Genomic DNA, 23,088 nt, shown 5'->3' with positions numbered 1-23,088 from the left:
TCAGCCACCCGCCGGAAGCAGCAGCAACAGCGCTGCGCCAAGCACGATGCGGTAGATCGCGAACGGCGTGAAGCGATGCGAGCGGATGTAGCCCAGCAACCACTTCACTGCCACGAACGCGGTGATCGTGGACACCACGAAGGCGATGACCAGCGCGGTCCAGTCCTCCTGCACCGCCCCGCCGTGGCGGAACTGCTTGAACAGCTCATAGGCGCTGGCGGCATACATGGTGGGGATGCCGACCAGAAAGGCGAACTCCGTTGCCGCCGCGCGGTTGCTGGTACCGGCGAGCATCGCGGTGAAAATGGTCGCGGCTGAGCGCGACGTGCCCGGGAACACGCCCGCCACAATCTGGGCCAGGCCCACCAGGATGGCCACGCGCCAGGTAACTTCGGTGCGGTCTGCCTGGCGGGCGGCCAGGCGTTCGGCGGCCAGCATCCACACGCCGCCGATCACCAGCGCCCACGCAATCGGGGTGATGTGGTCGGGAAGTTTGAAGCCCATCTTGGTGACGATAAGTCCAAGCGCTGCGGTGATGAGGAACGCGACGATCAGCTTCATCAGGTAGTCGCGGTTTTCCGGTCGGCGCCAGTTGACCAGCAGCTCCCAGATGCGCCCCCAGTAGATGAAGGTCACGGCCAGAATGGCGCCGGCCTGGATCACCACATTGAACAGGTCGCTGCGCGCGCCGAGCCAGCGTTCGGCGATCAGGAGATGGCCGGTGCTGGAGATGGGCAGAAATTCGGTGACGCCCTCAATGATGCCGAGGAGGATGGCGTTGAGAAAATCGGGCACGGTGCGCTTACATCCTTCAAGGGGCTGGGGCGCATAGCTTAAGTCAGCGCCCCGCCGCATGTTCCTGCGCTCACAAAATACGCACACCCTCCGTTGCTACCTTCGCCGCTTGCCGATCCGGAATCGCCATGCCGCAACTTTCATCGTGGCCCGGACGCGTGGCGGGCTGGTGTGTCCTCGCCGCGTGTCTTACCGCCTGCGCCCCTGACGTTCGCCCGCCGGCATTCGCGCCGCGCGAACAGGTGCCGCTGGCCGGACTTCCCACCGGCATGGCCGGCTGGCCCGAGCCGGAATGGTGGCATCGTTACCACGACCCCCAGCTTGACCGGATCATCGACCTGGCCATGCGCGGCTCCCCCGACATGGAGCAGGCCCAAGCGCGTTATCGGTCGGCACAACGGGCCGTGGAGGCCCAGAAGGCCGAGCTGATGCCGAAGGTCCAGGGCGTGGTCGGCGGCACCCATGGCTACAGCGACGTGACCGTGGCAGGCGGCATTCCGGGCGCATCGGGCAGCGCGCAGGGATTTGAACTAAGCCCTGGCAAAAGCTGGAGCAACAGCGGACTGGCCGGGGCACTGGCCACGTGGGATCTGGATCTTTGGGGCAAGCAGAAGGCTGCCGTTGCTTCCGCGGTGGGCCAGGCCAAAGCCGCCGAGGCAGAGCGTGCGGTGGCGGCCAGTTCGCTTCAGTACAACGTCGCCAACACGTATTTCGACTGGCAGGCGATGCAGGCTCGCCTCGTGATTGCCCGTCGTGCGGAACACGCCGCGTCGCAATACCGGGACCTCGTGGCGCTGCGCGTGCATGCGGGCGTGGAAGATCCGACCACGCTGGACAGCGCCGAGGTGCAACTGGCCCAGCAGCGGCGCAGCCTCGCCTCGGTGGAAGCGGGGGTGACGCTCGATCAGGTGCAACTGGCGGCCCTCGCCGGCGTGGCGCCGGCGGACCTCGGGCCGCTGGAACCGCGCCCGTTGCCCACGCCGGACACTGCCCTGCCACCCGACGCGCGACTGGGCCTGCTGGCGCGCCGGCCGGACATCGCCGCCGCGCGCTGGCAGATTGAAGCGTCGGCGCGTTCGATTGATCAGGCCCGCGCCTCGTACTACCCCGACGTGAGCCTCATGGCCCTGGGCGGCTTTCTGCGCACCTATCCAGACCTGGGCTCGGGCACACGCACGGACCTGGCCGTGGGCAGCATCGGTCCCTCCGTGTCGTTGCCGATCTTCAGCGGGGGACGGCTGGATGCGCAGTTCGAGAATGCGCAGGCGCAGCTTGATCTGGCCGTGGCGGGCTACAACCGCGCCATCGTGCAGGCGGCGCAGGATGTGGCCCAGCGCATTGTCGGCCTCACTCGCCTGGATGCCGAGCGGGTGCAGCAGGATCGACAGCTTGCCGCCACCGCCGCCTCCACCGGGCGGGTGAAGGATCGCCGTGACCGCGGCATCGACGACGACCGCAAGTACCTCAGCAGCCAGCTCCAGCTCATGCAGCAGCAGGACGGCCAGCTTCAGTTGCAGGGCCAGATGCTCTCGACCAACCTGGCCCTGATCCACGCACTGGGCGGCGGCTATCACGCCGACGACCTGCCGGCACTCCCGGCCCCCGCCGCGAAGGACACCACCCGATGACCGCCGAGAACGACGACCGCACACCGCCGGACAGCGAGCGTACGGCGCCATTGCCGTTCAAGTACCGCTTCAAGTATCTGCACAAGTACGGTGATGTGTCCCCGGCAGAGGGTGACCAGGCGCAGCACGCGCACGCCTCGCACAAGCACGAAGACGATGACGACGAGCAGAAAGAAGGGGACGAGCAGAAAGAAGGGGACGAGCAGAAAAAAGACAGCAACAAGAAGTCGCCCGAAGACGAACGCCGCGAGAAGCGCAAGCGCAACATCGTTCTCATCATCATCGCGGCCGTCTTCATCCTCGCCGGCCTCGCGTGGCTGCTCTACTACATCTTCGTGATGAGCCAGCGCGAGACCACGGACGATGCTTACGTCAAAGGCGACATGGTCACCATATCGTCGCGGGTGCAGGGCACCGTGGTGGAAGTGGCCGTGGAGGAAACAGAGCGCGTGCACGCGGGGCAGGTGTTGGTCCGGCTGGACCCGGTGGATGCCAAAGACAGCCTGATGAACGCCGAGGGCCAGCTCGCCCAGGCGGTACGTCAGGCCCAGCAGGCGCGTCATCAGGCGGCCGAGGCCGACGCGGCCATCCCGCAGCGTCGCGCGCAATACGAAATGCAGCGTGACGACTATGAGCGCCGGCGCCCGCTGCTGGCCAGCCGGGCGGCGGCCAAGGAAGAAGTGGACAGCGGCAAGCGGCAGATGGAAGCGGCCTACGCGGCGCTTCAGCAGGCCCAGAAACAGGCAGCGGCGGCCCATTCCCAGGTCGATGGCACAGACATCCATGATTTCCCCGCCGTGATTCAGGCGCGCTCGCAATTCCAGAATGCGTGGGTGAACAGTGGGCGCAACGCCATCGTCTCTCCCATCGAAGGTTATGCGGCGCGCCGGCAGGTCCAGGTGGGGCAGCGCGTGCAGCCGGGGCAGGATCTGCTGACCGTCGTTCCGCTGTCCGATCTGTGGGTGGACGCCAACTTCAAGGAAACCCAACTGGAGCACATCCGCATCGGCCAGCCGGTGAAGATCAAGACCGACATGTATTCGGACGTGACCTATCACGGCAAGGTCGTGGGTCTGAATGCGGGCACTGGAAGTGCGTTCTCGCTGCTGCCGGCCGAGAACGCGTCCGGCAACTGGATCAAGGTGATTCAGCGCGTGCCGGTGCGTGTGTCCCTGGACCCGCAGGACCTGAAGAAGTGGCCGCTGCGCATCGGCCTTTCCACGGACGTGACCGTCGACACGCACAACCGCGATGGTCGGGTGCTGGCGGAAACGCCACGGCAGAAACCCCTCGCCAGCACGGCGGTTTACGAGCAGGAGCTTGGCGAAGCGGACGCCCGCGCCGAGGCCATCATCAAGGCCAACATGGTGGATGACCCCACGCCACCCGTGAAGCGCGGTCGCTGAAATGGCGGCGAGCGGGCAAGGGGCCACCCCTGAGCCATTGCGCGGTGGCGCGCTGGCGCTGCTGACGGCGGGTGTGGCGCTGGCCACCTTCATGGAAGTGCTGGACCTGTCCATCGTCAACGTGTCGGTGCGTACCATCGCTGGCAACCTCGGCGTGAGCAGCACGGAAGGCACCATGGCCATCAGTGCTTATTCCATGGCCAGCGCCGTGATGCAGCCGCTGACCGGCTGGATCGCCCGCCGGTTCGGTGAGGTGCGCACTTTCAGCTTCTCCGTGCTGTTGTTCGTCGTGTTCTCCGTCTTGTGCGGCCTGTCCAACAGCATGACCATGCTGATCGTATTCCGGCTGCTGCAAGGCGCGGTATCCGGGCCGATGGTGCCGCTGTCGCAAACGTTGCTGCTCAACAACTATCCCGTGGCGCGCCGGCCGCTGGCGCTGGCGCTATGGGCCATGACCGTCGTGGTGGCGCCGGTATTCGGGCCCATTCTTGGTGGCTGGATCACCGACAACTATCACTGGTCGTGGATCTTCTTCATCAACATCCCGGTCGGCCTGTTCGCCATCATCATTACCTTCACGCTGCTGCGCGGGCGCGAATCGAAGACAGCCAAAGTGCCGGTAGACGCCGTGGGGCTGTTCCTGCTGGCCGTTGGGGTGGGCTCGCTGCAATTCATGCTGGACAACGGCAATGACAACGACTGGTTCTCCTCGCACCTGATCGTCGTGCTGGCCATCGTGGCACTCGTGTGCATCACGTTCCTTATTGCATGGGAACTGATGCACAAGAATCCGGTGGTAAACCTGCGCCTGCTCGGCCGGCGGAACTTCGCCATTGGCGTGCTGTGCCTGTCGCTGGGCATGTTCGCGTTCTTTGGTGGCACCGTGGTCATGCCTGCGTGGGTGCAGGAAGTGATGGGCTATACCGCGACCTGGGCAGGATTCGTCGTGGCGCCCATCGGCGTGCTGGCCATTTTCCTCTCACCCCTGGTCGGCGCCTTCCAGAACAAGTTCGATCTGCGCCTGCTCAACACCATCGGGTTCGCGATGTTCGCGGCGTGCTCGTTCTGGATGGCCGGCCTCAACACCACAGCGAGCTACTGGGACATGGCCCTGCCACGACTGGTGATGGGCGCGGGCGTCGCGCTGTTCTTTGTGCCGATCAACCAGATCATCCTTTCGGGCATTCCCGACTCCGAAGTGGCAAGCGCATCCGGGCTGTCCAACTTCTTCCGGACCCTGGCCGGCAGCATCGCCACGGCCGTCAGCACCACGCTGTACAGCCATCGCACCACGTACCACCACGCCATCCTGGCCCAGCACGTCGACAGCGGTCAGGTCACCACCGAATACCTCAACCAGATGCAGGCCTTCGGCGTCCAGGGCCCTCCGGCCAACGCAGCCCTCAACCAGATCGTCAATCTGCAGGCCGCGACGCTGGCGGTGAACGATGTCTTCTGGATCTTCGGCCTGATGTTCGGCCTGGCAATGATCGCCATCTGGTTCACCCGCCCGCCGTTTGCGTCCGGTGGTACGCCGGGGCACTGAGTCTCACTTGAGGCAGTAGACCCCGAGCTCAGGTAAGCGACATTACTCGCGACCGGGCGTCCGCCGCTCCACCAGTCTCACCGGACTACCTGACATAACGGGTGGCGCTTACCTTCGCTACCTGCTTGCCTGATGCCGGCCACATGAGGCCCGATTCATGATTGCGCCTCCCCATGGAATGGAAGGCCTCATGCACGGACTGACAGGAATCAGGTTTGCGTTCGCAACGTTGGCGCTGACCGGCATAGGCGCGGAATGACCGAAGGAAAGATCAGCCCCCACGCCGGGCGAGAGCTTTCGCTGATGTTGGCGGGTAAGAAGCCCGCTGCCATGTTCGGCTATGAGAAAGATTGTCCGATGGACGGCAGAGAAGGCGACGTCTTCTTTGCACATGTGCGCGCCGGCACGTTCGTGCACCGGTGGCATATTTGTCCGGCGTGGGGCGTCGAACACCATTATTTCTCATTGCCCGACGAAACCTGGCGAATCGCCGTGTTGCAGATGTTGGCCATCGACAAGTCCACCGACGGGCGCATGCTGAAATGGCTGGGAGCGGATGCGTTCTTCGGTCTGACAGGGCGGTTGCTTGGCTACAGCGCGCGGGACGTCGATGCTTATGTTGCGGGGCGCAACGGCCCTTGCTGACCCAAAGGAGATTAGCCGGGAGCAGCTTCCTCCCACAAAGAAAGGGGCCTTGCGGCCCCTTTCTCAAGGATGACCCATCGGGTCAGTTCTGCGCTTCGATCGCCCTGTTGATGCGCAGGGCCAGCAGCGTGCAGGCTGCGCCGGAGAGCAGGTACACGCTGACGGCTGCCAGGCCGAAGCGGGACGACAGGCTCAGGGCCACCAGCGGGGCGAATGCCGCGCCGATCAGCCAGGCGAAGTCGGAGGTCAGCGCGGCGCCCGTATAGCGGAAGCGGCGGGCGAAGTTGGCGGTCACGGTACCGGCGGCCTGGCCGTACGACAGGCCCAGAAGCGCGAAGCCCACGATGATGAAGGCGTCCTGCGCAATCCGGCCCCCGTCCAGCAGCCATGGCGTAATCAGCGCAAACAGGCCGATGAGGATGGCCAGCGTGCCCAGCGTGTTGCGACGGCCGATGCGGTCGGCGATGCGGCCCGACGCCACCGTGGCGATGATTCCGACCACCGCACCGATCATCTGGACCGTCAGCACGGCCGGGATGGACTGGGCCGAGTGCAGCGCAATCCACGACAGCGGGAAGATCGTGACCAGATGGAACAGCGCGTAGCTGGCCAGGGCCGCGAAAGCGCCAATGAACAGGTTGTAGCCCTGCGAGCGCACCATTTCGCCAAAGCCGATGGGCTCCAGCTGACGTTCTTCCAGAAGCTGGGTGTATTCCTCGGTTACCACCAGGCGCAGGCGGGCGAACAGCGCCACCACGTTGATGGCGAAGGCCACGAAGAACGGATAACGCCAGCCCCAGCCGAGGAAGTCCTCGCGAGACAGCTGCAGCCACAGATAAAGGAACAGGGCGCTGGCAATGAAGAAGCCGATGGGGGCGCCGAGCTGGCCTATCATGGCGTACCAGCCGCGCTTGTTCTTGGGCGCGTTCAGGGCAAGCAGCGACGGCAGGCCGTCCCATGAGCCGCCAAAAGCAATGCCCTGAAGGAAGCGCAGCACCGACAGGATCACGATGACCTTGGAGCCTGCCGTGGCGTATCCCGGCAGGAAGGCGATGCCGACCGTGGCGGTGCCCAGCAGGAACAGGGCGCCGGTCAGCTTGGTGCCCCGGCTCCAGCGGCGCTGGATGGCCATGAACAGCATGGTGCCGAACGGCCGGGCGATGAACGCGAAGGAGAAGATGGTGAAGGAGAGCAGCGTGCCGTCCAGCGGGCTCAGAAACGGAAAAAACACCGCCGGAAACACCAGCACCGAAGCGATGCCGTAAACAAAAAAGTCAAAGTATTCAGAGGCTCGTCCAATGACGACGCCTACGGCAATCTCGCCGGGAGCCACCGCCGCGTGAGCGGCGTGGAGGTTGCGAACATCACGTTCCGCTCCTGCGGAACCCCCGGTACCAGCATGTGCAATGGTCGTCATCGGTAACCCCGATTTTGGGTGTGAGCATCCAGTGACCCCAGCATCGCACCATAGACGTCAAAATTGCTACAAGGTCCCTGCCACAAAACGCCATCACAAAGCGATGAGACAAAATGTCCTATTCTCGAAACTGGGCTATAGGCGTACTTTTCCCCTCTTCCCACGGTTATGTCGTCAGGCAATGTCCATTAAGACTCTGCGCGGACTACTGATCCCGTTCGTTGCCCTCCTTCTCTCGGGCTGCAACGCCGTCCTGCTCTCCCCGGCAGGCGACGTGGCGGTACAGCAACGCAACCTGATCATTATTTCCACGGTGTTGATGCTCATCATCATCGTTCCGGTGATTTTCCTCACCCTGTTGTTTGCCTGGAAATACCGGGCCTCCAACAAGGACGCTGAGTACGATCCGGAATGGCACCACTCCACGGTGCTGGAACTGCTGATCTGGTCGGCTCCCCTGATCATCATCATCGCGCTGGGCGCGGTGACGTGGGTCAGCACCCATAAGCTCGACCCGTTCCGCCCGCTGGACCGCATCTCGGAGGGTCGTGAGATTCCTGCCGATGTGAAGCCACTGGTGATCGAAGTGGTCGCGCTGGACTGGAAGTGGCTGTTCCTCTATCCGGAACAGGGTATTGCCACGGTCAACGAAGTGGCTGCCCCGGTCGATCGCCCGATCCAGTTCAAGATCACCGCTTCCACGGTCATGAACTCGTTCTTCGTGCCGTCGCTGGCTGGCCAGATCTACGCCATGCCGGGCATGGAGACCCAGCTGCACGCCGTGATGAACAAGCCCGGTTCGTATGAAGGCTTCTCGGCCAACTACAGCGGTGCGGGCTTCTCGGGCATGCGCTTCAAGTTCCTGGGTGTCAGCGAGGGCGACTTCGACAAGTGGGTGGCCCAAGCCAAGGCCAGCCCCGACGCCCTGGACCGCGACAGCTACCTGAAGCTGGAACAGCCGAGCGAGAAAGACCCCGTGCACCGCTACGGCAGCGTGTCCGACGGCCTGTACAAGGCCATCGTCAACCGCTGTGTGGAAGCGAACCGCATGTGCGTCAGCGACATGATGGCCATGGACGCCCAGGGCGGTGCCGGCATCGTGGGTGCGTACAACGTCACCTCGCTGGACAGCGCCACGCGCAACCGCCTCGGTCTGGTCGACGCACCGGTCAAGTCTTACGTCGGCGCCCTGTGCGTTGGCCGGGACATCACCGGCTCCCCCGTTTCGCCGGCTGGCCGTCCTCTGTGACGGCCCCCCGGACAACACCTTCGTATTACCGGTCATGACCATGCCAGATCTAACCAAGCTGCTATTCGGCCGCCTCACCTGGGAGGCGATTCCGTTCCACGAGCCGATTCTCCTCGTGACCTTCTGTGCCGTCGCACTGGGTGGCGCTGCTCTTCTCGGTTTCCTGACGTACAAGCGTGCGTGGGGCTACCTGTGGAACGAGTGGTTCACCAGCATCGACCACAAGAAGATCGGCATCATGTACATGGTGCTGGGTATCGTGATGCTGCTTCGCGGCTTCTCCGATGCCATCATGATGCGTATCCAGCAGGCCATCTCGTTCGGTGATTCGGTGGGTTACCTCCCGCCGCACCACTACGACCAGGTGTTCACGGCGCATGGCGTGATCATGATCTTCTTCGTGGCCATGCCGCTGGTCACCGGCCTCATGAACTTCGTGGTGCCGCTGCAGATCGGCGCGCGCGACGTCGCGTTCCCCTTCCTCAACAACTTCAGCTTCTGGATGACCACCGCCGGTGCGGCTCTGGTCATGATGTCGTTGTTCGTGGGTGAGTTCGCGCGCACGGGCTGGCTGGCGTATCCGCCCTTGTCCGGTATCGCGCAAAGTCCCGACGTCGGTGTCGACTACTACATATGGTCGCTACAGATAGCGGGCGTGGGAACAACGCTCTCCGGCATCAACCTGATCGCAACCATCGTGAAGATGCGCGCGCCGGGCATGTCGCTGATGAAGATGCCGGTCTTCACCTGGACCGCGCTGTGCACCAACGTGCTGATCGTTGCCGCCTTCCCGGTGCTGACGGCCGTGCTCGTGCTGCTGGCGCTTGACCGCTATGTGGGCACCAACTTCTTCACGACGGAGTTTGGCGGCAACGCGATGATGTACGTGAACCTGATCTGGATCTGGGGCCATCCGGAGGTCTATATCCTGGTGCTGCCAGTGTTCGGCGTGTTCTCCGAAGTGGTGTCCACCTTCAGCCAGAAGCGCCTGTTCGGTTACGCCTCGATGGTTTACGCCACCGTCGTGATCACCGTGTTGTCGTACCTGGTGTGGCTGCATCACTTCTTCACGATGGGCTCCGGTGCCAGCGTGAACTCGTTCTTCGGCATCACCACGATGATCATCTCGATCCCGACGGGTGCGAAGATCTTCAACTGGCTGTTCACGATGTACCGCGGTCGCATCACGTTCGACGTGCCGATGCTGTGGACCGTGGGCTTCATGGTCACCTTCGTCATCGGCGGCATGACCGGCGTGATGCTGGCGATTCCGCCCGCCGACTTCGTGCTGCACAACAGCCTGTTCCTGATTGCGCATTTCCATAACGTGATCATCGGTGGCGTGCTGTTCGGCCTGATGGCCGGCATCACCTACTGGTTCCCGAAGGCGTTCGGTTACAAGCTCGATCCGTTCTGGGGCAAGTGCTCGTTCTGGTTCTGGCTGATCGGCTTCTACTTCGCGTTCATGCCGCTGTACGTGCTGGGCTTCATGGGCGTGACCCGTCGCATGAGCCACTTTGAAGACCCCTCGTTGCAGATCTGGTTCGAGATCGCTGCCTTCGGTGCGTTCCTCATTGCCATCGGCATTGCGTGCTTCCTGATCCAGCTGGTCGTCAGCTACCGTCGTCGCGAGCAGCTTCGCGATTACACCGGCGATCCGTGGAATGGCCGTACGCTTGAGTGGTCGACGTCCTCGCCGCCGCCGCCGTACAACTTCGCCTTCACTCCGATCATCCACGACGGCGACGCGTGGTATCAGATGAAGCAGCGCGGTCACGAGCGTCGTCTGGAAGGCTATCTGCCCATCCACATGCCGAAGAACACCTGGGCCGGTATCGTCCTGTCGGGTATCAGCCTGGTTATCGGTTTTGCCCTGATCTGGCACATGTGGCCGCTCGCCATCCTCGCTTTCGTCAGCCTGGTGGTGACCGCGATCGTGCATACGTTCAATTACAAGCGCGACTACTACATCCCGGCGGACGAAGTCGCCCGCGAGGAGGCAGCGCGTACGGAGCTGTTGGCCGCCCATGTCTGATACACACGCAATCGCCGCGAACGCCGCGGCCAATCCGGAAAAGCTCCAGTTCTGGATGACCGAGGATCATCACCCGGAAAACGGGACGCTCCTCGGCTTCTGGCTCTACCTGATGAGCGACTGCCTCATCTTCGCCACCCTGTTCGCCGTATACGGCGTGCTGGGTCGCAGCTATGCGGGCGGCCCTTCGGGTGCCGACCTGTTCGAGCTGCCGCTGGTTGCCGTGAATACGGCGATGCTGCTGCTGTCCTCGATCACGTATGGCTTCGCCGTGCTGGAGATGCAGCGCAACCGCAAGAGCCAGACGCTGTTGTGGCTGGCCATCACCGGCCTGTTCGGTGCCGCGTTCCTCGGCATCGAGCTCTGGGAGTTCTCGCACCTCATCCATGAGGGCGCGGGCCCGGGTCGCAGCGCATTCCTGTCGTCGTTCTTCACCCTGGTGGGCACGCACGGTCTGCACGTCACGTTCGGCATCATCTGGCTGATCACGTTGATGGTGCAGGTCGGCAAGAAGGGCCTCATCCATGAAAACCGTCGCCGCCTGATGTGCCTGTCGATGTTCTGGCACTTCCTGGACGTGGTCTGGGTCGGCGTCTTCAGCTTCGTTTACCTGATGGGAGTGCTGAAGTGAGCACCCACACCGACACAACGCACGGTCACGGCCATGATGATCACGGCCACGATCACGACAGCGGCCACAGCCCGAGCACGATGAAGGGTTACATGACGGGCTTCGTGCTCGCCGTGATCCTCACCGCCATCCCGTTCTGGGTGGTAATGGGCCATGTCTTCACCAGCAGCGCGACCACCGCTTCGGTGGTGCTCGGCCTTGCCGCCGTGCAGATCGTGGTGCACATGATCTACTTCCTGCACATGAACGCGCGCTCGGAAGGCGGCTGGAACATGCTGGCTCTGATCTTCACGCTGGTACTGGTGGTAATCACGCTGACCGGTTCCATCTGGGTCATGTACCACCTCAACGACAACATGATGCCCGGCATGATGCACGACGATGCCGCGGCCATGAAAAACATGCCTTGAGTCAGGCTGTGAACGACGAGGTTCAACGCGGGCCGCGCGGTCCCATGGCGCTAACCCTTCTTGGCCTCGTCGGCACACTGCTCTTTGCAGGCTTCATCGCTCTTGGCGCGTGGCAGATTTACCGCCTGGGCTGGAAGCACGATCTCATTGCCCGCGTGAATCAGCGGGTACATGACACGGCGGTCGAGGCACCCGGCCCCGACCGCTGGCCGTCCATCACGGCGGCCAGCGACGAATACCGCCACGTCCGCATTACCGGCACCCTCCATAACGATCAGCAAGCTCGCGTGCGGGCAAGCACCGAGCTTGGCAGCGGCTCGTGGGTGCTCACGCCGCTGACCACCGCCAACGGGCAGACCGTGCTTATCAACCGTGGCTTCGTCACCAGCGACTGGTGCGGCGTGAAGGGTGGTTGTGCGGCTGGCCCCACGGGCGAGGTGACCATCACGGGACTGCTGCGCATCAGCGAACCGCATGGCGCGATGCTGCAGAAGAACGATCCTGCGCAGGATCGCTGGGTGTCCCGCGACGTGCAGGCCATCGCCGCATCGCGTCATCTTGGCAACGTGGCGCCGTACTTCATCGACGCCGAGGCCGATGGGCATGCCGATCCGGCGAAGTCCCCGGTGGGTGGTCTCACGGTGATCTCATTCCCGGACAATCATCTGCAGTACGCCATCACCTGGTTCGTGCTGGCGCTGATGACGCTCGCAGGAGCGTGGTTCGTGGTGCGCGACGAACGCCGCGTGCGTCGTCAGGCCGTCACACGCACTGGCAAATGACCGCGTGGCGTCAGGCCACAATCAACCGGTTGGTATCGTTGTCGGCGATCACGCGATTGCGGCCCGTGCGCTTGGCGCGATAAAGCGCCGCATCGGCGTCGCGGCAAAGCTTCTGCAACTGGTAACCGGAAGCGCCTGTGCAGGCCAGGCCCACGCTGGCCGAGAACGACACCACATGACCGTCTTCCTCCACAGGCGTGGCTGCGATGGCCATGCGGATGCGGTCGGCAATGGCCACGCCTTCCTCGCGTGAGCAACCAATAAGCAGGATGCCGAACTCTTCACCGCCGAGACGTCCGAACAGGTCGGTACTGCGCAGATGGGTCTGGCAGGCCGACACGGTACGTCGCAGCACGGCATCGCCTACCGCATGTCCGTAGGTGTCGTTCACCTGCTTGAAATGGTCCAGGTCGATAGAAACGAGGCAGGCCATGCCGCCCTTCTTTTCCTTCGCGCGCAGCAGGCGTTCGGCTTCACTCATGAAGTGCTGGTGGTTGTGGATGCCCGTGAGCCCGTCGCGGCACGACAGTTCCCTGAAGCGCATCTGCGAGCGCTTCAGGCGGAACAGCAGTACGACGATGGACGCGAGGATCACCAGCAGCAGCGCAATGTACAGCCGGCTTGTTTCCACAGCCTTGGTGTCCAGTGCCTGTTGCAGTCGCAGGATGTTGTTCTGCTTGTTGAGTCGCTCGGTCTCGAACTTCTGCACCAGCATGTGTTGCTGTGCCACTTCGTACGCGAGCGCGCGTGCGCTCACGTCGTTGAGATAGCCCTTGTCCTGGGCAAGATATTTTTCGTAGTACGCCAGCGCGGCGTCCGCGTTACCACGTCGCTTCTCGATGCCGTACAGCACTTCGTACGCTTCTTTCAGCCATTCGCTGATCTCGACAGCGCTACTCATGCTTACCACTTCAAGCGCTGCTTTCCGTGCGCCTTCGTCGTCACCCAGCTGCGCGAGGCTCTGCGCGCGCTGCAAGTACAGCGATAAAAGGTGCGGGAAATACTGGTTGGTGCGGATGCTCGGAGCGATGCGATCTAGCAATGCCAGGGCCTTGGCGGGCTTTTTTTCCGCGATATACAGGCTGTCCAGCACCAGCCAGTTCGTGTTGGCCAGCACCGGCTGGTTGCCGGCGACGCAGGTATCAATGGCGCGCTGAATTTCCGCGCTGCTGGAGTTCAGTCGCCTGCCGTTGTAAAGCGCGGCCACCTGGAGCGAATGCGGATGGCAAAGTGTTTCGCCGGGGGCAAGCGCGTTCTCCAGCATGTGTGAGTACTGGATGGACAAATCGGTCTGGCCCGCCAGGTCCAGCATCTGCGACAGGTTCATCAGCAGCATGGAACGGGCGACGGGGTCCTTTACATCGGGCAACCCGGAAGTCAGGCGATTGGCCAGCGCGTACGCTTCCTCGTAGCGGCGGTTGGCACCCAGGTTGGTAAGCAGCAGGGCCGATGCCTTGGCGACGAGCACGGGATCGCCCGAGCGCTCGATCACTTCATGCAGCTGTGTTTCCGACTTCGGATAGTCGCCACTGAACATCACTTCCCACGCGGTCAGGTAGCGAAGATGCCACTGGACGCTGGGTGCGAGTTCGTCCGCGTGTGCCTGAACCTGTTCCAGCAGGCGCACGAAGCGTGGATGATCTTTGGTGCGGATGCTTTCCGCTTCGTTGAGCGTGGCCGCCGCATCAACCACAGGTGTCGTTGCATGACCGGTCTGCACGAGCACGCACAGAGCCATGCCCGCCAGAGCGGACAGTGCTTTGAATCGGCCCGGCAGCCGGCGCATGCGGGTGCGGTTTAGTGGACGCGCGAAGAAGCAAGTTTGTCGGGAGCCGGCGATTCAGTCGAATCGTTCTCTTCGTCCGGCTGACGCTCTTCTTCCTCGTGACCCGGAGACTGCGAGATCTGCGGAACGACCATCGGCTTGTGACCCAACTCGGCGCACAGCAGCGACGGATCACCGTGAGCGACGGCAGCGGTGAGTGCTTCGGAGGCCTGTGCGTTGGTGAGTGCCGCGGTCAGATCGTCCACAGATGCGTGACGCAGCGATGCGTCACGGCCGATGGCTTCCAGCAAATCAATCGTGTCTGTCATGTGTTTCCCCTGTTCCTGTAATCGTCATGCGATTGCCTGACGTGCCTGAAAAACTTTTGGCAATAAGGCCATCAGCCCGGCAGAGCAGGGTGACGGCCAGCGACGCCAGTTCTTGATAGTGCGTGTTGCGACTCGCCGTTGAAATCAGAACTCGATGAAGAACGTTTGAATGCTCTGTGGCACAAAGGTGTCCGATGCCCTGAATTCCCGTGCCAGTTCCGAAGTGTCGCCGGAAGCCACGGCCCTGGTAAGGGTGCCCGAGGCGTGGGCCTCGTCCAGCAGGATGCTCAGTGCGGCGGGTGATGCGTGGCGTAGCGATGCATCGCGGCCGATGGCCTCAAGCAACTCGATCGTGTCTGGCATGTGCTTCTCCTGGTCCTTAGATGGTCACGTAGCTTGCGGGTGACGCATGCCGATGCCGACCGGCATCGGCTTGATGAAAGTCGATCAGGCGATTTCGCCCTGTGCGTGTTGCTTGTCCAGTGCATCCAGTCGCGCGCGGATGGCCAGGTTCGGCTTCGGCGTGGATACCGGCGGAACGACGACGGTCTCTTCTGCCGTCATCTTCACTTCCGGCAGATCGCGAAGCGCCACGCGGATCACGCGCGGTTTCTCGATGGGCAGCGTGGCCGCGCGATACACGATGATCTCGTGATCCAGCGGATAGTCCTCTGCGAGCAGATCCACCAGCACCTGGCGATACGCCGAGCCGGTCTGGAAGCGCGCGAGCGACTGGTCGCCCACAAGACCCACCTGCCACAGCACCAGATAGCCGGTGGGGTCGATGCGGCGTTCAAACAGCAGCAACTGGCTGGCTTCGAAATGCTGGCAACCAAAGCGGCCCGGGTCGATGCCCAGATCCGCATAGAGGCAGTCTTCTGCCGAGACGCCCGGCTCCATGTGCGCATCAAAGCCTTCGGCACGCGCCACTTCGATGACCTTGTGCGGCGACCAGGCGAAGATGCCCGGATGGCCGTAGAACACGCCACACACGCGCTTGCCTGCACGAACCTCGTCCATCATCAGGTCAACCCACTGACGATACGTCTGCAGGCGCGACTTGCCTTCCTTGTAATAGGGCTGAAGGCTGCGCACATCATCGTTCATGCGCTTGAGCCAGATTTCGACGATGCCGTCGGAGAGTCCCGCGAACACGACGTCAGCCTGCTCGATATGGCTGCGCGACAGCGGCGTCAGATGCGAGCCGAGCGTCATGCCCATCCCCACGCAGGCAATGCTGCCGCGGGACGGTTTGGTGGACGGCGGAATAAGGGGCGTGGTCATGAATGGTCAGTCTGTATGTAGGGGTGTGGCGCTGCGGGATGTTGCAGCGCCTGCATTCTTGTGAGCGTTCGAGGCAGTTACTTCCGGTAACTGATGGCGGTGACCGTGCAACGTCAGAACGTAACTTGGGCGCCGTGCTGGACGAACATGTTGATCGCCGACGCGCGACAGGGCGACGCATCGCTACCGATGGCTTCGAGCAGTCTGATCGTGTCCAACATGCGCTTTCCCCCTGAAATGCCCGGATGTTGTTGTGCCCCCGCAGTCTCCGGTTTTGTCGCCGATACCGGGTATCCGGCATCGGGCGGCGGCGGCATGCTTCCAAAGCGCGCCCAAAGACTGCATATCGCGATAGTAGGGCAACTTCCGGTACGGGCGCACGCGGTTCCGGTGCGCTTGCCAGCGGGTCCATGCTGAGGCGATGGGGATCTGTGCCGCCGTGGTGCGTTTGCGCTCCTTATTGCGCCATATTGGTGCAACTGGTCACCGCAGCCAGGGCCGTCTATGATGCAAAGGCTTGATCCTGCTGGCATCCCCGCTTGGCACACGCCTTGCTAAAAGCATCCCGCCATCCACTGAGGTTTGTTCTATGTCCGCCGCCGCGAAAGTGCTGAACCTGATCCAGGACGAAGAAATCGAATTCGTCGATTTTCGTTTCGCCGACATCCTCGGCAAGCATCACCACGTCACGTTCCCCTCTCATCAGATTGATGAGTCCACGTTTGAAGACGGCAAGATGTTCGATGGTTCGTCCATCGCGGGCTGGAAGGGCATCAACGAGTCGGACATGGTCCTCATGCCCGATCCGGAAACGGCACATCTCGATCCGTTCAGCGCACACAAGCAGCTGATCCTGCATTGCGACGTGCTTGAGCCGAGCACCATGCAGGCTTATGGCCGCGATCCGCGTTCCATCGCGAAGCGCGCCGAAGCTTTCCTGAAGTCCACCGGCATTGCCGACACGGCGTTCTTTGGTCCGGAGCCCGAGTTCTTCATTTTCGACTCGGTGCGCTGGCAGAACGACATGGGCCGCGTGTTCTATGAAATCGGCTCCGAAGAAGCGGCCTGGTCGTCGCGCTACAAGTACGACGGCACCAATACCGGCCATCGTCCGGGCGTGAAGGGTGGCTATTTCCCGGTCAGCCCCGTGGACAGCCTGGGCGACCTGCGCGCCGACATGTGCAAGGTGCTTGAGTCGCTGGGTCAGGTGGTGGAAGTGCATCACCACGAAGTGGCGAACGCGGGCCAGTGCGAAATCGGTACGCGCTTCAACACGCTGGTGAAGAAGGCCGACGAACTGATGACGATGAAGTACGTCATCAAGAACGTGGCTCACCAGAACGGCAAGACCGTAACCTTCATGCCGAAGCCCATCGTTGGCGATAACGGCTCGGGCATGCACGTGCACCAGTCGCTGTCCAAGAACGGCGAGAACCTGTTTGCGGGTGATCTGTACGGCGGCCTGTCGCAGCTGGCGCTGTGGTACATCGGCGGCATCTTCAAGCACGCCAAGGCCATCAACGCGTTCGCCAACTCCACCACCAACAGCTACAAGCGTCTGGTGCCGGGCTTTGAAGCGCCGGTGATGCTTGCCTACTCGGCACGCAACCGTTCGGCCAGCTGCCGCATTCCGTATGTGTCCAGCCCGAAGGGTCGTCGCATCGAAATCCGCTTCCCGGACCCGATGCAGTCCGGCTACCTGACGTTCACCGTGCTGATGATGGCCGGCCTGGACGGCATCATCAACAAGATCGACCCGGGTGCACCGGCCGACAAGGATCTGTACGACCTGCCGCCGGAAGAAGAGAAGAACATCCCGCAGGTGTGCGCAAGCCTCGACGAAGCGCTGTCTGCGCTCGACAAGGATCGCGACTTCCTGAAGGCGGGCGGCGTGTTCACCGACGACTTCATCGACGGCTACATCGCGCTGAAGATGCAGGAAGTGACCCGCTACCGCGCAAGCACGCATCCGCTTGAGTTCCAGATGTACTACGCCATCTGATCGACCGCGGCGGGGTTCGCTCCGCCGCAACCGGAAAAGCCTCGCCCATTCGCGAGGCTTTTTTTGCGCCCGCTCCCGCAGGCGGATCAGCGGTGCAGGGAATCCCTGCTCGCCACGTACATCGTGGGCGCCATGCCCAGCTCCCGCTTGAACATGGCGGTGAAGGCACTTGGGCTGTCATAGCCAAATTCCATGGCGACCTCAGCAAGTGACGCACCTTCGGCGAGTCGTGGAAGACTCAGCAGAATGCACATGCGCCGCCGCCATGCGCTGACCGTCATGCCGAGTTCGCGCTCGAACAGTCGCGAGAGTGTGCGGCCGCTGACGTGGATGCGTGCCGCCAGTTCATCCAGCGAGGGTGCGTGAGCTGGCCGGGTGAGAAGGTGCTGGCATACCGCCATCAGGCGCGGATCTTTGGGAAACGCCACGTGCATGGACAGGCGTGGGGCCTGCTCCAGTTCATCCAGGATCAATTCCATGACACGGCTGTCGCGGCCTTCGCGGGCATAGTTCAGCGGAATATCCATCGCCGCGAGGATGGCTTCCCGCAACAGCGCCGACACACCGATGACCTCGCAGATCTTCGGCAGGCCCTCGCGCGCATCGTCGCGTACAAACACGGTGCGCATGCGCACATCACCCGCCATGCGTATCTGATGCGACATGCCTGCGGGCATCCAGACCGCCTTGCCGGCAGGCACCACCCAGCGACCGCCTGTCGAGGTGACAGTCATTGCGCCAGTCACGCTGTGAATGAGCTGCGCACGCCGATGACTGTGAGGCGAAACCTCTGCGCCGTGCGCATAGTCGTCGGCAAGTGCCGCTACGGGGCGATCACAGGCTTCGCAGGCTTCGAGAGTGCGCGGATTGTCCATTTCGCGACGATTGTGGTCTTACCGAAGCATGGATGACAAGTGATCGCCGTGGCCAAATGAGGGCCGTTCTCATTTCAGGCCTGTCCGATGGTGCGCCGATACATCGCGTTCCCCCTGTTGCTGCTTCTGCTCGGTGCCTGTGCGCGGACAGGCAGTGTCAGTGTTTCTGCCCGCACGCCGGAGAGCGGCAATGTACTGGTGAAGCCGTTGAACGGCGTGTCTTCCGACGCCCCGGTCGACGCCTGGTGGACGTTGTACGACGACCCGGTCCTGGTCCGCGTGGTGGACGATGCGCTGCGCGACAACCTTGATATCCGGGTGGCTGCCGCACGCGTCGCGCAAGCGCGCAGTGTGATCGACGAAAGTCGCCGTGCACGGCTGCCCAGCACGAGTGTGACGGCAGGTGCAGGCTACGGGAGCACCCTGGCCGATCAGGTGGGTGCCGCGCTCAACGACACGCCGATTCGCACCGGCATGCGTTACGACGCGGGTCTGGACTTCGCATGGGATACCGACATCCAGGGCCGCCAGAGCGCGACCATCCGCGCGGCGCGCGCCAGCGCGGCAGAAACGCAGGCGCACGCCGATGGTGTGCGTATCGACGTGGCGGCGGAAGCCGCGCGTGCCTACATCGACATCTGTGCGTTTGCCGTGCGTGCCACCGACGCGCAGCGATCCCTGGATTTGTTGAGCCGAAGCGCGGCGCTGCACGCAAAGATGCGGGCCATCGGCGCGGGCAATCAGCTGGACGTGGTGCGAACACAGGCGCTGGCCGAGGAAGCGGCCGCCGCGATTCCGCCGCTTCAGGCCGCTCACGACAACGCGATCTACGAGCTGGCATTGCTGATGGGCACGTCGGCGACGACGCTCCCGGACGATGTGACGTCCTGTCACGCCGTTCCCCGTCTCACTTCCCCCCTGCCCACCGGGGACATCGCCGGCTTGCTGCGCCGTCGTCCCGACGTGCGTGCGGCGGACGAGCGACTGAAGGTCAGCACGGCGGGCATTGATGTCGCCACGTCGCAGTTGTATCCGTCGATATCGCTTGGCGCAGGTTTGTTGAGTTCAGCGCCGACTATCGGTGGACTGGATCAGCGTTCGTCGACTGTCTGGCGCGTGGGTCCGCTGTTGTCGTGGAGCTTTCCGAATCTCAGCGTGGCGCGTGCGCGTATTGCGGGTGCACACGCCGACCAGCAGGCGACGCTGGCGTTGTTCGACAAGACCATCCTGCACGCCATCGCAGACGTCCGTATGGCGCTGACGAGCTACGCCGCCGCACAGCAGCACTACGCAGCGCTGCAACGTGCAAGCGACCAGGCCAGCGAAGCGCTGCGACTGGCACAAATCGGCCATTCGCTCGGTGCATCCACCGCCATCGACCTGCTGGATGCCGAACGCAGTGACGTGGCGGCGCGCCAGGCCGTTTCTGCCTCCCATGCGGATGTCGCCGTTGCGCAGGTGGGTCTGTTTCGCGCGCTGGGTGGGGGCTGGCAACGCGCCGACACCACAGCGTCGATCCTCCTATCCGGCACATCACACTGATTCCAGGAATATCCATGATCAACCGAAATGCTCCTCACGTGATCGTCGGCGAAGCCGGCTCCTGGGCGCGCAGAAAGCCGCTGGCCGTGCTCGCGATGGCGGCGGGCGTCGTGGTCCTTGTTGCCGCGCTGATGTACTGGTGGATCGTCGCGCGCTATCACGAGAGCACGGACGACGCATACGTGCGAGCCGATATTGTGAGTGTGAGTCCGCGTGTATCCGGCTACGTCGCTACCGTGCTGGTGCAGGACAACCAGGAAGTGAAGGCCGGTGATGTGCTGGCACACATCGACGACCGCGACTACGCCGCTCACGTGGCGTTCGCAACCAGCAACGTGGCCGCAGCCAAAGCAGATATCGCAGGTCGGGAGGCCGCCATCACCCATCTGGATGCGCAGGCCGCCGAGCAGACGAGCCAGATTGCCGCCGCTGAAGCCGAGCTGGAAGCGCGTGAGGCAGCGGCGCGCAAGGCGTCGCTGGAGATGGATCGGCAGAAGTCGCTGCGACGCGAACAGATCGCCAGCGAGCAACAATGGGAAGCCGCGCAGGCGGATGCCGCCATGAGCGCGTCCGCGACCGCTGCCGCGCGCGCACGCCTTTCGGCGGCACGGCAGGCTCTGACCTCGCTGCGTACGGATCGTGTTCGTGCACAGGCGGCACTGGATGGGGCGCACGCGGAGCTGGCCAAGGCGCAGGCATCCTTTGATCTGGCCAGCCTCGACCTTGCACACACCGAGATCCGTGCACCCGCTGCTGGCATGGTCGGGCAGCGCAGCCTCCGCGCTGGTCAATATGTGGCCGTGGGCACGCCATTGCTGGCCATCGTGCCGCGACAGACGTATGTGGTGGCGAACTTCAAGGAGACCCAGCTCGGCCGCGTACAGCGCGGACAGCCGGTAGATGTGGAAGTGGATGCGTTGGGCGGGCGTGTGGTGCACGGCCATGTGGAAAGCTTCGCACCGGCCTCCGGCGCGGAGTTCGCGCTGCTGCCGCCGGACAACGCTACGGGCAACTTCACCAAGGTGGTACAGCGCATGCCGCTGCGCATCGCGCTGGATGGCGACAGCGCAGCGCTGTTGCGTCCGGGCATGTCCGTGGTCACTACCATCGACACACATTCACGATGAGCGCGTCCAGCGAAGACACCGTCTCGCTGCGAACCTGGGTCGCGGTCATTGGCGGGGCAGTGGGCTGTTTCATGGCAGGCATGAATGTCCACGTGACCAACGCGTCGCTGCCGGACATCCGCGGTTCGCTGGGTGCCACATTCGAAGAAGGATCGTGGATCAGCACGGCCTATCTTGTGGCTGAAATCATCGTCATTCCGTTGTCAGCGTGGCTGGCCAGCGTATTTTCGATGCGCCGCGTATTGATGACGGGAACATTGGGCTTTGTCGTCTTCTCCATCCTGTGTTCGGTTGCGCCCAACATCGGCACGATGATTTTCGCGCGTACCTTGCAGGGTGCCTTTGGCGGCGTGCTGATTCCGCTGTCGTTCCAGCTGATCGTCACGGAGTTGCCCCGATCAAAGCACGCGCTGGGCATGGCGCTCTTTGCGGTGTCCAACAACGTGGCTCAGGCGGCTGGCCCGTCGCTGGGCGGCTGGCTCACCGACATGTATTCGTGGCGGTACATCTTCTACCTGCAGATTCCGCCGGGTCTCGCGTTGCTGGCGGCCATCGGCTGGTCCATCCGCGCAAAGCCGCTGGAACTGGCGCGTCTGAAGCATGGCGACTGGGGTGGCATCGCGGCGATGGCGCTGGGTTTGTCGGCGTTGCAGATCATGCTGGAAGAAGGCGGACGCAAGGACTGGCTTTCATCTTCCTTCATCGTGTCGGCAGCCATGGCGGCGGCACTGGGGCTTGTGGCGTTTGTGTGGATCGAGTTGCGCCGCAAGGAACCTTTCATCAATCTGCGCCTGCTGGGCAGCTACAACTTCGGTCTGGCCAGCCTCATGCAGTTCCTGTTCGGGGCCGTGGTGTTTGGCGTGGTGTTTCTCGTGCCGAACTACTTCGCCGATGTGCAGGGCTTCAACGCGAGGGATATCGGCGTGGTGATGATTCCCTACGGCGTCGTGCAATTCATCATGTCGTTCGCCACGCCGCCGCTCATGCGGCGGACCAGTCCACGCATCGCCATCGTGCTGGGCTTTTCCATCATGGCGGTGGGTTGTCTTATGAACATGCATCTCAGCCAGGAATCAGCGCAGAACACAATCGTGCCGTCGTTGATCGTGCGTGGCATTGGCCAGTCGCTGATCGTGGTGGCGCTGGGTGTGATGTCCATCGAGGGCATGAGCAAGTCGGACCTCGGCTCGGCATCCGGCGTGTTCTCCATGGTACGAAACGTGGGTGGCGCCATCGGCATCGCCATTGCCAGTCAGTGGGTGGTGGAGCGCGAGAAGTTCCACGCCATGCGTATTGGCGAGCACGTGACGCCGTTTGCGGAAGCATATCGGGATCGCATCGTTGCACTGGTCAGTCGCTTCGCAGGGCATGCGGTGGCACCTGACGATGCGCTTCAGGGCGCTGCCTTTGCGACATTGCGGCAGCGGGCGCTGGGGCAGATACAGCAGGTGATTCACAAGCAGGCATTACTTCAGGCCTATAGCGATGTGTTCCTGATGGCGGGGGTCATCATGCTGGTATGCGCGGCTGGCGCGCTGCTGCTTCGCGGGCCTCGGAAGAGCATCAAGTCTCTGGACGAAAAGATGGAAACCATGGGAGCCACGACGGAAGTGGCCTGAT

The 23,088-nt window shown here is 63.0% G+C and carries 20 protein-coding genes; 13 read left to right on the top strand and 7 right to left on the bottom strand.

What is annotated here, in order from left to right; genetic code table 11:
• Positions 1-795, bottom strand: a complete 795-nt coding sequence (locus FHW69_RS05720) for an undecaprenyl-diphosphate phosphatase (RefSeq protein WP_343203969.1) — start codon at positions 793-795, stop codon at positions 1-3.
• Positions 796-923: 128 nt separating this feature from the next.
• Between FHW69_RS05720 and FHW69_RS05715 the strand changes: the two genes are divergently transcribed.
• The 4 genes from FHW69_RS05715 (at position 924) to FHW69_RS05700 (ending at position 6,020) form a co-directional block, all read left to right on the top strand.
• Positions 924-2,423 (top strand): efflux transporter outer membrane subunit, encoded by a 1,500-nt coding sequence (locus tag FHW69_RS05715; RefSeq protein WP_183422014.1) that lies wholly within the window; start codon positions 924-926, stop codon positions 2,421-2,423.
• Complete coding sequence (locus FHW69_RS05710) at positions 2,420-3,829, top strand: efflux RND transporter periplasmic adaptor subunit (RefSeq protein ID WP_183422013.1); 1,410 nt, start codon at positions 2,420-2,422, stop codon at positions 3,827-3,829. Before FHW69_RS05715 ends, FHW69_RS05710 begins: the two co-directional genes overlap by 4 nt.
• Before the next feature lies 1 nt (position 3,830).
• Entirely contained in the window at positions 3,831-5,375 is a 1,545-nt protein-coding gene (locus FHW69_RS05705) for a DHA2 family efflux MFS transporter permease subunit (protein ID WP_183422012.1), read from the top strand.
• A gap of 255 nt (positions 5,376-5,630) precedes the next feature.
• Complete coding sequence (locus FHW69_RS05700; protein WP_183422011.1) at positions 5,631-6,020, top strand: hypothetical protein; 390 nt, start codon at positions 5,631-5,633, stop codon at positions 6,018-6,020.
• Positions 6,021-6,102: 82 nt separating this feature from the next.
• On the opposite strand, the gene FHW69_RS05695 is transcribed toward FHW69_RS05700, so the two are convergent.
• Positions 6,103-7,437: an MFS transporter gene (locus FHW69_RS05695; RefSeq protein WP_183422010.1), complete on the bottom strand. Its 1,335-nt coding sequence runs from the start codon at positions 7,435-7,437 to the stop codon at positions 6,103-6,105.
• A 181-nt stretch (positions 7,438-7,618) separates the two neighbouring features.
• Here FHW69_RS05695 and cyoA point away from each other — a divergent pair, with 181 nt between their 5' ends.
• From cyoA to FHW69_RS05670, 5 genes are read left to right on the top strand one after another with little or no spacing between them, the layout of a single operon-like run.
• Positions 7,619-8,686: a ubiquinol oxidase subunit II gene (cyoA, locus tag FHW69_RS05690; RefSeq protein WP_183422009.1), complete on the top strand. Its 1,068-nt coding sequence runs from the start codon at positions 7,619-7,621 to the stop codon at positions 8,684-8,686.
• Positions 8,687-8,726: 40 nt separating this feature from the next.
• On the top strand, positions 8,727-10,721 hold the full coding sequence (cyoB, locus tag FHW69_RS05685) for a cytochrome o ubiquinol oxidase subunit I (RefSeq protein ID WP_221195385.1): 1,995 nt from the start codon (positions 8,727-8,729) through the stop codon (positions 10,719-10,721).
• Complete coding sequence (cyoC, locus tag FHW69_RS05680; protein ID WP_183422007.1) at positions 10,714-11,352, top strand: cytochrome o ubiquinol oxidase subunit III; 639 nt, start codon at positions 10,714-10,716, stop codon at positions 11,350-11,352. Before cyoB ends, cyoC begins: the two co-directional genes overlap by 8 nt.
• Complete coding sequence (gene cyoD, locus FHW69_RS05675; RefSeq protein ID WP_183422006.1) at positions 11,349-11,762, top strand: cytochrome o ubiquinol oxidase subunit IV; 414 nt, start codon at positions 11,349-11,351, stop codon at positions 11,760-11,762. Before cyoC ends, cyoD begins: the two co-directional genes overlap by 4 nt.
• Positions 11,763-11,806: 44 nt before the next feature.
• The gene (locus FHW69_RS05670; RefSeq protein WP_183422005.1) at positions 11,807-12,544 is read left to right on the top strand and encodes an SURF1 family protein; all 738 of its coding nucleotides are present in this window, start codon (positions 11,807-11,809) and stop codon (positions 12,542-12,544) included.
• Between the two features lie 10 nt (positions 12,545-12,554).
• Here the strand turns inward: FHW69_RS05670 and FHW69_RS05665 are convergent, their stop codons facing one another.
• From FHW69_RS05665 to FHW69_RS05650, 4 genes are all read right to left on the bottom strand, one after another.
• Positions 12,555-14,330, bottom strand: coding sequence for a GGDEF domain-containing protein (locus tag FHW69_RS05665; protein WP_183422004.1), 1,776 nt, complete (start codon positions 14,328-14,330; stop codon positions 12,555-12,557).
• 11 nt (positions 14,331-14,341) lie between these two features.
• Entirely contained in the window at positions 14,342-14,638 is a 297-nt protein-coding gene (locus FHW69_RS05660) for a hypothetical protein (protein WP_183422003.1), read from the bottom strand.
• 144 nt (positions 14,639-14,782) lie between these two features.
• A complete protein-coding gene (locus tag FHW69_RS05655) occupies positions 14,783-15,001 on the bottom strand; it encodes a hypothetical protein (protein WP_183422002.1) in 219 nt (72 codons plus the stop codon).
• 84 nt (positions 15,002-15,085) lie between these two features.
• Complete coding sequence (locus FHW69_RS05650) at positions 15,086-15,922, bottom strand: SAM-dependent methyltransferase (protein ID WP_183422001.1); 837 nt, start codon at positions 15,920-15,922, stop codon at positions 15,086-15,088.
• Positions 15,923-16,511: 589 nt separating this feature from the next.
• On the opposite strand from FHW69_RS05650, the gene glnA reads away from it, so the two are divergent.
• Positions 16,512-17,924, top strand: a complete 1,413-nt coding sequence (gene glnA, locus FHW69_RS05645; protein WP_183422000.1) for a type I glutamate--ammonia ligase — start codon at positions 16,512-16,514, stop codon at positions 17,922-17,924.
• An 86-nt stretch (positions 17,925-18,010) separates the two neighbouring features.
• Here glnA and FHW69_RS05640 read toward each other — a convergent pair whose 3' ends face one another.
• Positions 18,011-18,799 carry a helix-turn-helix transcriptional regulator gene (locus FHW69_RS05640; RefSeq protein WP_183421999.1) on the bottom strand — a complete coding sequence of 263 codons (789 nt, stop codon included), beginning with the start codon at positions 18,797-18,799 and terminating at the stop codon, positions 18,011-18,013.
• Between the two features lie 87 nt (positions 18,800-18,886).
• Here FHW69_RS05640 and FHW69_RS05635 point away from each other — a divergent pair, with 87 nt between their 5' ends.
• Genes FHW69_RS05635 through FHW69_RS05625 form a run of 3 tightly spaced genes read left to right on the top strand, consistent with a single transcriptional unit; the run spans position 18,887 to position 23,087 of the window.
• On the top strand, positions 18,887-20,341 hold the full coding sequence (locus FHW69_RS05635) for a TolC family protein (protein ID WP_183421998.1): 1,455 nt from the start codon (positions 18,887-18,889) through the stop codon (positions 20,339-20,341).
• Positions 20,342-20,355: 14 nt separating this feature from the next.
• Positions 20,356-21,468, top strand: coding sequence for an HlyD family secretion protein (locus FHW69_RS05630; RefSeq protein ID WP_221195384.1), 1,113 nt, complete (start codon positions 20,356-20,358; stop codon positions 21,466-21,468).
• Positions 21,465-23,087: a DHA2 family efflux MFS transporter permease subunit gene (locus tag FHW69_RS05625; protein WP_183421997.1), complete on the top strand. Its 1,623-nt coding sequence runs from the start codon at positions 21,465-21,467 to the stop codon at positions 23,085-23,087. Before FHW69_RS05630 ends, FHW69_RS05625 begins: the two co-directional genes overlap by 4 nt.
• Position 23,088: the final 1 nt, after the last annotated feature.

The organism is Luteibacter sp. Sphag1AF, from assembly GCF_014192715.1.
Taxonomy (GTDB): Bacteria; Pseudomonadota; Gammaproteobacteria; order Xanthomonadales; family Rhodanobacteraceae; genus Luteibacter.
Note: the sequence above shows the minus strand (reverse complement) of the source record. Positions and strands in the feature narration are given on the sequence as shown.

What these genes read in the sequence shown, in the direction of transcription:
- FHW69_RS05710 (WP_183422013.1), top strand. Translation starts at nt 2,420, where the DNA reads ATGACCGCCGAGAACGACGACCGCACACCGCCGGACAGCGAGCGTACG.
- FHW69_RS05660 (WP_183422003.1), bottom strand. Translation starts at nt 14,638, where the DNA reads ATGACAGACACGATTGATTTGCTGGAAGCCATCGGCCGTGACGCATCG.
- FHW69_RS05700 (WP_183422011.1), top strand. Translation starts at nt 5,631, where the DNA reads ATGACCGAAGGAAAGATCAGCCCCCACGCCGGGCGAGAGCTTTCGCTG.
- FHW69_RS05650 (WP_183422001.1), bottom strand. Translation starts at nt 15,922, where the DNA reads ATGACCACGCCCCTTATTCCGCCGTCCACCAAACCGTCCCGCGGCAGC.
- FHW69_RS05705 (WP_183422012.1), top strand. Translation starts at nt 3,831, where the DNA reads ATGGCGGCGAGCGGGCAAGGGGCCACCCCTGAGCCATTGCGCGGTGGC.
- FHW69_RS05640 (WP_183421999.1), bottom strand. Translation starts at nt 18,799, where the DNA reads ATGGACAATCCGCGCACTCTCGAAGCCTGCGAAGCCTGTGATCGCCCC.
- cyoC (WP_183422007.1), top strand. Translation starts at nt 10,714, where the DNA reads ATGTCTGATACACACGCAATCGCCGCGAACGCCGCGGCCAATCCGGAA.
- cyoB (WP_221195385.1), top strand. Translation starts at nt 8,727, where the DNA reads ATGCCAGATCTAACCAAGCTGCTATTCGGCCGCCTCACCTGGGAGGCG.
- FHW69_RS05630 (WP_221195384.1), top strand. Translation starts at nt 20,356, where the DNA reads ATGATCAACCGAAATGCTCCTCACGTGATCGTCGGCGAAGCCGGCTCC.
- FHW69_RS05670 (WP_183422005.1), top strand. Translation starts at nt 11,807, where the DNA reads ATGGCGCTAACCCTTCTTGGCCTCGTCGGCACACTGCTCTTTGCAGGC.
- cyoA (WP_183422009.1), top strand. Translation starts at nt 7,619, where the DNA reads ATGTCCATTAAGACTCTGCGCGGACTACTGATCCCGTTCGTTGCCCTC.
- FHW69_RS05655 (WP_183422002.1), bottom strand. Translation starts at nt 15,001, where the DNA reads ATGCCAGACACGATCGAGTTGCTTGAGGCCATCGGCCGCGATGCATCG.
- glnA (WP_183422000.1), top strand. Translation starts at nt 16,512, where the DNA reads ATGTCCGCCGCCGCGAAAGTGCTGAACCTGATCCAGGACGAAGAAATC.
- FHW69_RS05695 (WP_183422010.1), bottom strand. Translation starts at nt 7,437, where the DNA reads ATGACGACCATTGCACATGCTGGTACCGGGGGTTCCGCAGGAGCGGAA.
- FHW69_RS05665 (WP_183422004.1), bottom strand. Translation starts at nt 14,330, where the DNA reads ATGCGCCGGCTGCCGGGCCGATTCAAAGCACTGTCCGCTCTGGCGGGC.
- FHW69_RS05625 (WP_183421997.1), top strand. Translation starts at nt 21,465, where the DNA reads ATGAGCGCGTCCAGCGAAGACACCGTCTCGCTGCGAACCTGGGTCGCG.
- FHW69_RS05715 (WP_183422014.1), top strand. Translation starts at nt 924, where the DNA reads ATGCCGCAACTTTCATCGTGGCCCGGACGCGTGGCGGGCTGGTGTGTC.
- FHW69_RS05635 (WP_183421998.1), top strand. Translation starts at nt 18,887, where the DNA reads ATGGTGCGCCGATACATCGCGTTCCCCCTGTTGCTGCTTCTGCTCGGT.